Source organism: Arsenicibacter rosenii (assembly GCF_001870735.1).
Taxonomy (GTDB): domain Bacteria; phylum Bacteroidota; class Bacteroidia; order Cytophagales; family Spirosomataceae; genus Arsenicibacter; species Arsenicibacter rosenii.
This window is the reverse complement of sequence record NZ_MORL01000017.1, coordinates 47,913-60,907: the sequence shown is the minus strand read 5'-3', so window position 1 is coordinate 60,907 and position 12,995 is coordinate 47,913. Positions and strand designations below refer to the sequence as shown.

The following is a 12,995-nucleotide window of genomic DNA, read 5'->3' as shown; positions in this document are numbered from 1 at the left end:
AAATGCTTATTTGAATTTGATGTTTACGTTAATGCCATAGTTACGTGACGAAGGCAAACTTGTTCCTTCGATACCGGCATAGCGGAGGTTAGCACCAAATGTTGCCTCTGGGTCGATGTTGGTCGTCTTTTTCATCAGGTAAGCCAGGTTACGGCCAACCAGTGAAACGTTTACACTGCGGATCAGCGGCACACCAGCTAACAGACGGGCAGGGACATTGAAGCCAAGAGTGACCTGACGTAATTTGATAAAGTCGCCGTCAACAACGCTCAGTTTGGTTACGTTGTTGGCAAGGGCAGTATAGTAATCCTGAGCACGGGCAGTTACCGTGTTGGCAGCCCCACCTTCTACAACACCTGTTTTGATACCGGTGTCGCGGCCTTCCAGCGTTGCCTGGTGTAAGCCACGGCGATACGCGTAGTTTTCTGTCGCTGACAGGATTTTGTTACCATAGTTATAGTCGAGCAGGAACGACAGGTTGAACGCACCGTAGGTCAGGTCGTTGTTCAGACCGCCGAACAGCGTTGGCAGTACGGTACCCATGTTGATCAGGTCACCACGAACCGGCAGACCTGACGCATCAACAATGATCTGGCCGTTCGACGAGTACTTGTAATCGTACGCACGGATCTGCGGACCCGCCTGGCCTACTACGAACGCCGTAATGGCATTACCCAGTGTTGCCCGGTTTGAACCCAGACCGATGGTATTGTTATTCTGGTCTGTCTGCAGAATCTTGTTGTGTACGGATGTCAGGTTCAGTGAAACGTTCCACTGCAGTTTTGACGATTTCACCGGCGTACCGTTCAGCATCAGCTCGATGCCTTGGTTCTGCGTTGACCCTGTACCGACGATACCGCTTGTATAACCCGTTGCCCAGCTGTAGTTGGCCGGCATGATCTCGTTGTGTGTCTTCTGGGTGAAGTACGCCAGGTCGAAGCCTAACCGGTTGTTGTAAAATTTCATTTCCAGACCCAGTTCCAGCTCGCTCTTTGTGAACGGCTTCAGGAACAGGTTTGGCAGGCTTGAGCTGAAGTTACCCGTCGCAATACCGTTGATTGAGTTACCAACACCGTAATAGATATTTGTACCATATGGTGTAGTTGGTTCACCGCTGGTGGTTGCATACGACGCACGGAATTTACCGAAGCTCAGGTTTGGTACGCTGAACAGATCCGTAAAGATCAAGGAACCGGTTACCGATGGCGTAAAGATCGAACGGGCCGAGCTTGGCAGCGTTGAATACGCATCGTAACGGCCGGTTGTGCTCAGGTTCAGAATGCCTTTGTAGCTCAGGTCAACGTTGTAGTAGGCAGAATGTACTTCTGTGTTAGCCACTTCATACGAACGGCCGAAGTTCACCACGTTGTTGTAGCTGTACAGGTAAGGCAGTACGAACGGACTACCACTCACGCCCATTTTCTCGTAGTAGTTCTTACGGATGTTGCCACCGATAAGGGCGTCTACAGAAATGTCGCTGGTGATATTGCGGTTAATGCCGATCAGACCGTCAATGTTCAGTTCGGTGCGCTGTGCGTTCGACAATTCGTCCAGACCACCACGGCCCTGGTTTGAATAGCCTGTACCCCACGGCGTTACTTTGAAGATGCGGTCGTTTGAGTTGTCGTAACCCACACGGCCCTGTGCATAAATCCAGTCCGCAAACTGATATTTTGCCGATGCCATTGAGATCAGACGCTTCCGGTCGACATTGTTTACAAACTGATTAACCACGAAATACGGGTTAGTCACGTATTCGTCATCGCTGAAAACAACCTCACGGCCGGTTGTTGTATTGTAACCTGGTGCCAGAATACGCTCGTCGATGTTTGTTGCCAGGAACATACCGTTGTTGGCATTCATCGGACCGTCGCTCAGGATTGGCTTGTTTTTCACACGCTCATCGATGTAGTTAGCCAGCACGTTGATGCTCAGCTTCGATGTGATATTCTGATCGACCGTCAGGTTAATGGTCTTACGGGTCAGGCCGCTGTTCTCGATAATAGCCTTGTTATCCAGGTTAGACATTGACAGACGGAATGAGCCGTTGTCGCCGCCTTTCGTCACCGATACCGTATTTGTAAAGTTTGTACCGGTTCTGTAGAAGTTCTTAACATTGTCACGCTGCGCCGAATACGCATACTGGTTACCGTCGAACTGCGTCAGCATAGAGCCGTCCAGTTTAGCCCCCCAGCTCATACGGGCAGTCTGCTGAGCAGCGGCCTGCGTCGTTGGTTTCTGACCATATGTACCCTGACCATACACATACTGGAAATCCGTGAAGTCAATAGCTTTGTCGGCCGAGAAGTTCATGTTATAATCAACCGCAAAATCGCCTTTTTTACCGGCTTTGGTGGTGATCAGGATAACGCCGTTTGAGGCACGCGCCCCGTACAGTGCCGAAGCTGACTGGCCTTTCAGGACCGTGATTTTCTCAACGTCATCCGGGTTGATGTTACCCAGACCGTCACCACCATCGGCACCGCCCCACTCACCGGCGCTGCCACGCTGTGTATTGTCCATTGGTACCCCGTTGATAACGATCAGCGGCGAACCGGCTGAGTTCATACTTGGCATACCACGCAGTAACAGTTTTGATGTCCCCCCGGGACCACCATTGGTACCTTTGACCGACAGACCGGCTACCCGGCCAACCAGTGAGTTACCGATGTTTGTTTCGCGGGCCTTGGTCAGCATATTCCCATCAACCGTGGTAACGGCGTAACCTACTTTACGGGCATCTTTCGAAACACCAAGAGCCGTTACAACAACCTCATTCAGTATGGCACTGCCCGGATTCAGCGTGATGTTCACCACGGCCTTGTTTCCGACGGCTACCTCCTGTGTTTCATAACCGATGTATGAAAAGACCAGCACCGCATTGCCATCCGCAACCGATAACCGGTACTCACCGTTGGCTCCTGTCGTTGTACCTTTCGATGTACCCTTGACAGACACAGAAGCACCTGCTAACTTATTTCCTTTCTCGTCAGACACAACACCCGTGATGTCCTTGTCAGCCCCAAAAGAAAACGACATGGCGACGAAAATCCAGGCTCCCAGCAGGAGCATACCTTTAGAAAAGGCTTTTCGTAAAGTTGTTTTCATGAATTGTTTTGAGATTAGATAAACTTTCTTCTATAGGTACGTTGAGCAGACTGCATTCCCTTAATCAGTAACTTTTTCTTAACCGGCATCTGTACGTATTTACCTGCTTTGATCAAGACCTGTTACTTTTGGGTTAATATGCGCAAATATATCATGAATTTAAAAAAATTTAATAAATGAAGCTAATTTTTAAAAATTTTAATTTTGACATATAATCTTCTAAAAAGTAGACACAAATCGAATAGTATTATACAAGAAGTATATCTGGCAAAATATTCTTCTAATAAATGGACACTCATGTATGTATACTATCGGGTATAGCAAACCATTTTTTGTTATCTGTACGTTAACAATCAGCTAACGGCGTACTACCTGTATCTTTTTCCCGGATTACCGCTAGCTTTGTTCACCTTTCAGATCTCTCGTATCAATTTATGCGCGGTTTATTCACTCGTAAAACCTGTCATTTAGTTGCGTGTCTCTTTATTGCGGGCCTGTTTCGTTCACTTGTAGCCCAGCCTGCCGCCAGCCGGTATACCTATTTCAGCGGCACTATCGGAACGGTGCCCATCATTATGCACCTGCACCAATATGGGGATAAGGTATCGGGCTATTATTATTATCAGAAGCAACAACAGCCTATCTCCTGCCGCGGAACGGTGAGTAAAGACTCTCTGCATCTGGACGCGTATCTGGGAACCGCCATCGATGAAGCGTTTGACGGTATCTGGAAAGCCGGACAGTTTCAGGGCAAATGGACTAACAACGCCAAACAGTCGGGGCTTTCCTTTACCCTCCAGGCTAATGCCGCCAAATCCGATCAGTTTGTCTATATTTTTACCGAAGGCTCGAAGAAGCTCATTGAAAACAAAGGCAAGGCCGAAGTGCCCGCCGCCGATTATCTGGAAGGAACGATCTGGCCTACCGAACGCATGGCTACCGGTCAGGAGGCACTGACCGGTGTGATCCGTAAAAAATTAAAAATACCCGCAGGAGCAACGCCGGGTAATGTGTTTCTGCAACGCCGGAAGGCATATCTGGCCGCCTACGTCAAAGAAAACGCAGGTGTCTCACAGAAGGAATTGCTTGAATCAGTCGGACAATACAGCCTGTCGTCGCAGTCGAACCTGCAGCTGGTCTACTGGTCGGATCAGTATGCGGTACTGGCCTTGTCTTCGTATGAATACACCGGTGGAGCGCACGGCAACTATGGTACCGATTACACAACCGTTGACCTCAAAACCGGTAAGGTTGTTTCGCTCGCAGATATTCTGACACCGGTTGGCAGGCAGAAATTACCGGCACTGCTGGCCGCTAATTTCAGGAAGCAGTACGCTGTAAAATCGTCGGAGACCTTGCAGCAGGCCGGTCTCTTCGATAATTCGATTAAGCCTAACAGCAATTTTTACCTGACCGGTACCACGCTGACGTTCTGCTATACGCCCTACGAAATCGGGCCGTATGCTATGGGCGAAATCCAGATCCCGATTCCGCTGAGCCAGCTGGCAGGCGGTCTGGTGAAACCCTGACCTACCCCTCCACGGCCCGGAAGAAGTGCTCCAGTTTTTCCGGGTCCAGTTTACCGTTTGTCCGGACACTGCTGCACAAATCAAGGCCAAACGGCTGAACGCTCTCTATGGCCGCACGAACATTACCGGCGTTCAGGCCACCAGCCAGAAACACCGGCACGCGGCTCTGTGCCACAATCCGCCGGCTAATGCTCCAGTCGTGTGCCCGGCCGGTTCCTCCAAGTACTTTGACGGCCAGATTCGGGTTGCCGGAGTCGAGCAGCAAGGCGTCGACATGGTCAGCAGCGGCCAGTGCCTCGTCGATTGTCGCCTCATCCAGCACGTGAATTACCTGTACGAGCTTGACTGTCGGGAGTGCCGCGCGTATGTCTGCATACGTCCCTTCGCTGAGGGCATCCACAAGCTGGATGGTATTGGTCTGCACTTTCCGGTGGTGCGCAATAATGGCAGGAGCCGAAACTTCACTGGTCAGCAGAAAAGTGGCGATGGGGGGCGGCACGGTCCGGACGATGTCCCGGATCAGGTCATCGTCAATGACGCCCGGGCCGCTTGGCATATGGCCGACCAGCCCCAGTGCCGCAGCTCCATGCGACACGGCCGTTCCGGCTTCATCGATACTGCTGATACAGCAGATTTTAACACGTGGGTTCATAGACAGGATGTACAGAATTAAACGATTAATTCGCGTCAGGCGCAATATTCGGAAAATCCGGTTAATCTGGTACTGCTGTCGTAAAAATCAGGAAAAGCGTTTAAAAAATTCGGTTTCGTAACTCGCTCCGATTGGTATTTCTTCACCACCCAGGCTAATAATCCGGTTGCGGACACCGTCGATCCGGTGAAAAGGTACGATATACGACCGGTGTACCCGGATAAACTGTCCTTCAGCCCCTTCTGTCTCTTCCAGTTTCTGCGTCATTGCTTTCATGGTCATCCGGGCGACAATCGGCCGGCTGCCCTGAAGGTGCACCTTCAGGTAGTCGTCGAGCCCTTCAATGAACAGAATTTCATCAAGCGGGATTTTGTGCATCCGGTAATCAGCACGTATGTAGAGGTAAGCCGTTTTCGGTGACGCCGCACGGTGAATCAGTTCATGGTAGTCGACGGCTTTTTGTACGGCCTGTAGAAAACGGTCGCGGGTGAACGGTTTCAGCAGGTAATCCACGGCATTGAGGTTAAAGCCTTCTACGGCATATTCGGCGTAGGCAGTGGTAAAAATGACCATCAGCTGACTAAGCCCCTCCTGCTGCCGGGCCGCCTGATGGAAATCAATACCTGACATGGCCGGCATGTTGATGTCCAGAAACAGCAAGTCGACCGGATGCGCCCGCAGGTAAGCCAGTGCGTCGTCTGTCCGGGTAAACGTCTCTACCAGCTCAATGGTATCGGTCAGGCTACAGAAATGGGTCAGCAGACGAAGGGCAGGTGGTTCGTCATCAAGGGCAATGGCACGTATCATGAAAGATAAATCGTTAAATCAACGGTATAGTCCGTATCGGTGTCCGTAATGACCAGCAGATGTTTGTTCGGATAAAGCAGGTCTAAACGCGCTTTTGTATTTTTCACACCGATGCCGCCCGGCATTTCTTCTTCGTAAAACAACCGTAACTTTTTATTCGCGACGTTCATACTCAGTTTATCCTGCCCGACATTGATCACAATCCTGATCAGTGACCGTTCCTGCGGGTTGACTCCATATTTAAACGCATTTTCGATGAAGGATATCAGGATCAGCGGCGTAATTTTCCGGCCGTTAGGCGTACCGGTAACCGAAGCCTCAATCTGCACGGTTTCGCCAAGCCGCAGCTTTTGCAGGGCAATATAATGATTGATGTATTCCAGTTCTCTGGCCAGCGGTACCTGCTCGCCCTGAGCATCGCGGATCACATACCGCATCAGCGCCGATAACTCCACAATGGCTTCGGGCGTGCTGTCCGACTTTTCGATGGCCAGGGCATAAATAGTATTCAGGGTATTAAACAGAAAATGGGGGTTAATCTGCGCTTTCAGGTACGACAGTTCGGCATTCAGCTTTTCCTGTTGGGTTCTTCGCAGACGATTGTTCACCTGCAGGGCGAGTGACCCGAATACGCCTACCAGAAACAGAAACAGCGAGTGGCTTAATTCGAATCCGACCGGTGGCTTCTGTTTCTCGTTCTCAGGCCGGGGCGGCGGCATTTCCGGATACGGGTGCCCCGGCGGGTGTTCTTGCCGGGGCCCGCGGGTAATTTCCATCATCGGTGAAAAAACCGTTCGCCGGTCTACCCAGAACAATAAGCCAAAGATGATGATAAAGCAGGTAGCGATGCTGAGCCCATACGTCAGTAGCCGCTCCTGAAAGTAAAACCGCGGAATCAGCACGTAGTAATGTCCATAAAAAAAGGCCAGCATCAACAGGTACGACAGAAAGTTTGTCAGTTCGTGCGGATTGGATACGATCTGCCCGAGCTGTCCCAAACCATTGGGGGCAAAAATGTAGGGCAACGCCAGAAACGCCAGGCCAAACCCAATGTGTGATATGATAAAACGAGCCCGTTGCTTCATCGGCTATATGATTTGAAGTAATGTACAAAAGCCGTACATCCTGCAAAAATTTAGTCGGCAAACGGGTGGTTTGTGTCGGCAAACAAGGGCTAGCCGTTGATCGTTAACTTTGTATTTACCGGTATGGTAAGCTTCCCTCCTTCGTATACCACGCCTTTGGCCGTTCCGTTAACGTTCAGCAGAATGGCATGTCCGGGCTTAATGGTCACAATGTCCGTTGCTGTCGGCAGCCGCCCGCACGACCACACACTGATGTCATTCCAGTTGCCTGACTTCAGCGTGTACATCATGGAGCAGCCGTTTCCGGGACTGACCCGTACGAGCAGCGAGGAAGAGAACCCAACACAGGTGCCGCCAATAGTGCTGAAACTGGCAGCCGGAGTCAGGACAGGCGCTACACCAGCCTGGTCATAACTGATCCCATATAAAAGGTACGTTCCGGCAGCCACGTTACTGAAACCGGGCTGGACAGATGCGTAGGAAATGATATTTGTCTGCGTATTAACCAGTATATACCGGGTTGTATAGGCCGGATTACCGCCCGTATGCGAGAAGCTAAAAGAAGCCGGAGCGGTAAAATTCTGCCCCCGTACAGCACCTCCTCCTAAAAGGAGCCCCAATAAAGTGATCAATAAGACACTCGGTTTCATACGCTATGCTTATAAACGTTATCCGGAAAACAGAAATAAAAACGATGCCATTTTTCCTGAAACGAATATAGCATTCCGGCGCATTCAGGCATTACCTGCTCATAAACTTTCTATAACCACTCATCAAGTATTATTTTCGAAGGCACGTATCTGACTGTAAATTTGCGGGTTATTCGTTAACCTACCATGCATTTTCGTTTACTTACCACCTTTCTCTTTGTTTTACTGACTGGTGTAAGCGTGTTCGCTCAGGATGCCACCATATTTAAACCAGACTCGGTAAAACGCACGCTGACCGCGCAGGGCATCAGTACCAACCTCCGTATCGACGGTAAGCTGGATGAAGGGGCCTGGCAGCAGGCCGCGCCCGTGCGCAACTTTATCATGATTGAGCCGTTTCAGGGAAACACTGCGACCCACGATACAGAGGTCCGCGTGCTGTTCAACCGGCATTTTCTGTACATCGGTGCGTTCTGCCGGGATTCGCTGGGCCGGAAAAGCCTGCGGATTACGGATTTCAAACGCGATTTTAACGTCCGGACCCACGATCACTTCGGCATTGCCATCGACGGTTTCAACGACCGCCGCAACGCCATGATCATGGCAACGAATCCTTACGGCACCCAGCGCGATCTGCTCTCGTTCGACGATCTGCTTTATGACACCGACTGGGACGGGCTCTGGCGCGTCCGGACAAGCCGCACCGACTCCGGCTGGGTGGCCGAAATGGCCATTCCGTGGCAAACGCTGCGGTATCCGAAATCAGCGGATAGCACCCAGTCGTGGGGTATCAATTTTTTCCGGAACCGGCGCATGACCAACGAACTGACCAGCTGGTCGCGGTATCCCCGGTCGTTCTCCGCTTACCGTATGGACTATGCCGGCCGGATTACCGGTCTGCAACCGCCGCCCCCAACGGCAAACATCCGGTTTCAGCCGTATATCCTGACGTCGTTTAACCACAAAACCCAGGAAGGCTCGCCCGATGTGTCGGGTAGCTCGGTCAAACTCGGCGGTGAGGCAAAATGGGCGATCAATCCGAATACGGTCCTCGATCTTACCTTCAATACCGATTTTGCACAGGCCGACGCCGACCGGCAGGTCAATAATGTGACCCGGTTTTCGGTCTTTTTCCCCGAACGCCGCCAGTTTTTTCTGGAGAATGCAAGTTTGTTCGGCACCGGCGTAGGGCCAACCGAAGATATGTCGGGCGGGTCAATGCGGATTCAGCCGTTTTTCAGCCGCCGTATTGGTCTCGATGATTTTGGCAACCCCATCCCGATTGATGCCGGTGCCCGGCTGGTATACCGGTCGCTGAAACGGAACGTCGGGGGTATTGTGATGCGCCAGCGGGCAAACGGCTCATCCCCGGCTACCAACTTTGCCGTCGGCCGCTATTCGCAGAACTTCGGAGCCCAGAACCGGCTAGGGGCTTTGTTCACCATTCGTCAGGAAACAGACCTGGCTGTTGGCAAAGATTCCATCCGGCAAGGCACTACGTCGGTAGTGGGCGCGGTCGATGGTTTTTTCCGCTTCAACGAATCTCATTCCCTAAGCACCATGCTCATTCAATCGGCCTCAACCGACGGGAAACAGCGCGGTATGGCCGGTTATGCACAGTATTACTATACCTCAAACCAGTGGAAATTCTGGTGGACGCAGTCTGTTGTCACAAAGGATTTTAATCCCTCTGTCGGCTTTGTGTCGCGGAGCGATGTGATAGCCACGACTCCCGGCGTTTTCTTTTATAACCGTGGGAAGTGGATACCCTTTAAGAAAGTAATCCGCGCGTTTGAACCGGGCATTATGACGGAGTTTTATCACCAGGCCTCGACCGGCCGGCTGATTGAAAGCGTAATCAGCATCAACCCGATCTGGTTTAATTTCCAGCGCGGCGGCTATTTCGGGATTCTGGTCAACCCGACCTATCAGTACCTGACGGAAGTGTTTGACCCGCTCGGGGTAATCATTCAGCCGGGTACCTACCGCTATACCCGCTATCAGGTTTATGCCGCCACCAATCCGTCCCGCAAGGTGTCGTCGTCGCTGAATTATGAGGGTGGACGTTATTACAATGGTGCCCTGGGTACCTACGATTTCTCGGTGCGTTACTCCCCGATTCCGAACATTGCCCTGACGGGCCGTTATGTCTCAAACCGCTTCCGCGATGTAGGCGAATCAAAGACAACCACAACCGTCGACCTGTACTCGATTGAAGGCCGGATGGCACTCAATCCGCGGTTGCAGTTAATCGGGTTTTACCAGAAAAACAGCACAGCCAATCCGAACGGAGGGCTTCGGGACACGTACAACATCCGGTTAGCGTGGGAGTATCGTCCGCTTTCATTCCTCTACCTGGTGTTCAACCGCCGGGGCTTCAACAACCTTACCCGCCAGCAGGAGCAAAATGTCATTGCCAAACTGAGCTATCTGAAGCAGTTTTAACGTAAAGTGGTGGCACGACTTTAACAGGGCCGCCTGGCGGTCGTGCCACCACTCACCAACTCGACTGAACAGGAACACCTGGTGGTGCCACCACTATAGTCCTATCGCTTAACTTCCACAAACTCACGGCTGCTGCCCGGCATCCCATTGACCGCTGCCCCTTCGGTCACGATCCGCAACCGGGTCAGTGCATCTGAGGCAAAGAACGAAACCGACGATTTGCCGCTTTCACCGACTGTAATCATCGGCTGCCAGTGCAGGGTTGCGCGGTGATCAGGCCGGACGTGCTCCGGCTTACTGACATCGTAACGGGGCGCATAAAACTCCCGCCGTGGCTGGAAACCCGGAATTTTGGCCAGCAACGTACCCATTGGCGTATAGTTTGTGTTGACGGTACCACTGCCTCCCCGCTTCAGCAGAATGGCAATAACACCACCGGCCCCGCGGGAACCATACATCGCGGTCGAAGCGCCTTTGATCACATCTACGGCTTCTACATCCTGCACCGAAATCGTCAGGGCCGTTTCTTTGTCGACCGGCATACCATCCATCAGAAACAAGGGCTCAATAGCCCCCTGAAAGTTAGCCGCCCCGCGAATCTGAACCGTAGCGCTGGTACCCGAACCCGTCACCATTACCCCGGCCACACGGCTCCGGATGACATCCAGGATTGTCATAGCCCCGGCCGTATTCATCTGATCAAACTTAACCGATGCATCGGCCGCACCGTACATCATCCGGCGTGTATCGGTCGGTTCCAGCTTCTTTGCTTTTACCGTCACCTCTTTCAGCATCCGTTCGTTATTTTTCCGGAGCTGTTCTTCCAGTTCCAGATACTCGTTTGTCCGGCGTACAAAATCGCCCCATTCTTCCCGACGGACTACTATCGGATTAAACGGCACTTTGGTAAACATCACTTTCGCCGGCTCAAACGCATCCAGTGTTACGTTGTAATTCCGGTTGTTACCTTTCAGCGACGTGGCCTGAATAAATACGTTAGTGGTATCAGTCATGGCGAGGCCGAATAAGGCAAAATGGCCTTCGTCGTCCGTTTCACCCATCATAAAACTCCGGGTACTGTCTTTGCTTGTCGCTACGACTGTTAGTTTTACTTTATTAGGCGATGCTTTCGCCGAAGCTGCTTTATCCGGAATCAGCAGGCCGGGCGCGATTTCGCCCTCACCCGGTTTCCGCCTGGTTCTGGCCACCGGCCGGCCGGGTTTCACAGCCTGACCAGACAGCGTCAGCCCGGTTTCCACATCATAGGCCAGCGTCGGATAGTCGCCCGAAAGTACTTCGGGCCACGTAAACCGCCGCCATCCCTGAATCATCATCAGCAGGTCGAGTTTAATGTTGCGGGTATCGTTCTTTTCATCAAAATAATACCCGGGCTGCTCAATCTCGCCTTTAAGGTCAGATTCCAGTAACAGGTACGAGGCTATTGTTTGCGGTGCGGCTTCGGCTTCCGGTGCCAGTTTGGTATCCGTTACCGCCAGCGAGAAATTACCTTTTGCGGGCTTTCCTTCATTATCTGTAACCGTAATATCCAGCTTCACCTCTTCACGGGGTTTGTAACTGGCTTTATCTGCTTTTACGGTCACGTTCAGTCGTTCTTTATGATCGACAAAAAATAACCGTTCGGCCACCTGCTTATTGGTCTCATCAAACAGCGTAATCTGTCCGACGCCCTCCGGAAACTTCTCCCGCGGAATCTGCACCCAGAACGAGCGTTTAGTCAGCGGCAGTTTCGAGGCCTGCACCAGCAATCCCCGCGACTGGAAAATGAGTGATGCGTTGGTCTGCGCGGAAAGCGGTTTCGTATGGGCAATAAGCACGCGGATATTATCTTTATTACTCAGATTATCCACCATCATTACGTACCCGTCTGTCTGAACAGCCGGCAACGGAAACGCTTTATAGGCTTCGCCCTTGCGCTTCACATAGGCGGTGTAGCTCTGCCCGGCCTCCGGTGTCAGGCTGAAATAGCCCATTCCCAGGTGCATCGCCTCAAACCCGACAATGGTATCTTTTTTAGCATCGAGTACAAAACCGGCAATGTCAGCTCCCTTGCCGGTTTCGTCAACGGCTTTGAACCCAACCCGCCCTGCTAAACCAGCGATCAGGTTACCTCCTTCGGGCAGAAACTGAATATCAACGGCGTTGGGCTGAGCAGCCTGCTTAATCTCTTCATTTGCCTGAAAAAGCGTCAGTGTTTTGGTGTATACCTCATTAGGGAAGTTTCGCATCCAGCCCGTATAGGCCCGCAGTTGGTACGTACCGGCGGGTAACGAATCCGGCAGCGCCATATAGCCCGGTGCATAGCCATAATCCGCCTTCAGGTTTAGACGCATCCACTGTTTGCGGGTATTCATGTCGATCAGGTCGACATACAACACCCGGCTGGTCGAATCGGTTGTGTGGAGGGCGCCGTTAACGAGATACCCTTTCATCCAGATGGTTTCGCCCGGCATGTAAGTTTCACGGTCTGTGTGCAGATAGACTTTTTCGCGCGGTAGTTGTTGGTTATACGCCACTAGTTTCCCGGCAAGATGTTCAATAAATGAATCATCAGTCACTTTAAAGGCCACCAACGTTACTGCAATTGCCAGACCTGCAAACCAAATCACACGGTGAGGGGACTTGAGCATAAAATAGGTTTTTGTGGAAAAGATTGATAGATTATAATCAGGCCATAAATTAGCGAAAAACCTTACCAGAG

General features: G+C 51.7%; 8 protein-coding genes. 2 read left to right on the top strand and 6 right to left on the bottom strand.

The features are described 5' to 3' along the window. Positions 1 to 6: 6 nt before the first annotated feature. Complete coding sequence (locus BLX24_RS22435; protein ID WP_071505451.1) at positions 7 to 3,108, bottom strand: SusC/RagA family TonB-linked outer membrane protein; 3,102 nt, start codon at positions 3,106 to 3,108, stop codon at positions 7 to 9. A 434-nt stretch (positions 3,109 to 3,542) separates the two neighbouring features. Here BLX24_RS22435 and BLX24_RS22430 point away from each other — a divergent pair, with 434 nt between their 5' ends. Next, positions 3,543 to 4,637: a PdaC/RsiV family protein gene (locus BLX24_RS22430; RefSeq protein WP_071505450.1), complete on the top strand. Its 1,095-nt coding sequence runs from the start codon at positions 3,543 to 3,545 to the stop codon at positions 4,635 to 4,637. A gap of 1 nt (position 4,638) precedes the next feature. On the opposite strand, the gene BLX24_RS22425 is transcribed toward BLX24_RS22430, so the two are convergent. The 4 genes from BLX24_RS22425 to BLX24_RS22410 form a co-directional block, all read right to left on the bottom strand. Further along, positions 4,639 to 5,289 carry a phosphoribosylanthranilate isomerase gene (locus tag BLX24_RS22425; protein ID WP_071505492.1) on the bottom strand — a complete coding sequence of 217 codons (651 nt, stop codon included), beginning with the start codon at positions 5,287 to 5,289 and terminating at the stop codon, positions 4,639 to 4,641. A gap of 87 nt (positions 5,290 to 5,376) precedes the next feature. Next, positions 5,377 to 6,096, bottom strand: a complete 720-nt coding sequence (locus BLX24_RS22420; RefSeq protein ID WP_071505449.1) for a LytR/AlgR family response regulator transcription factor — start codon at positions 6,094 to 6,096, stop codon at positions 5,377 to 5,379. After that, the gene (locus tag BLX24_RS22415) at positions 6,093 to 7,181 is read right to left on the bottom strand and encodes a sensor histidine kinase (protein WP_071505448.1); all 1,089 of its coding nucleotides are present in this window, start codon (positions 7,179 to 7,181) and stop codon (positions 6,093 to 6,095) included. The genes BLX24_RS22420 and BLX24_RS22415 overlap by 4 nt, the downstream gene beginning before the upstream one ends. Before the next feature lie 89 nt (positions 7,182 to 7,270). After that, a complete protein-coding gene (locus BLX24_RS22410; RefSeq protein WP_071505447.1) occupies positions 7,271 to 7,831 on the bottom strand; it encodes a hypothetical protein in 561 nt (186 codons plus the stop codon). 186 nt (positions 7,832 to 8,017) lie between these two features. Between BLX24_RS22410 and BLX24_RS22405 the strand changes: the two genes are divergently transcribed. Next, positions 8,018 to 10,276, top strand: a complete 2,259-nt coding sequence (locus BLX24_RS22405) for a carbohydrate binding family 9 domain-containing protein (protein ID WP_071505446.1) — start codon at positions 8,018 to 8,020, stop codon at positions 10,274 to 10,276. A 101-nt stretch (positions 10,277 to 10,377) separates the two neighbouring features. Here BLX24_RS22405 and BLX24_RS22400 read toward each other — a convergent pair whose 3' ends face one another. Next, on the bottom strand, positions 10,378 to 12,903 hold the full coding sequence (locus tag BLX24_RS22400) for a TonB-dependent receptor plug domain-containing protein (protein WP_229201873.1): 2,526 nt from the start codon (positions 12,901 to 12,903) through the stop codon (positions 10,378 to 10,380). Positions 12,904 to 12,995: the final 92 nt, after the last annotated feature.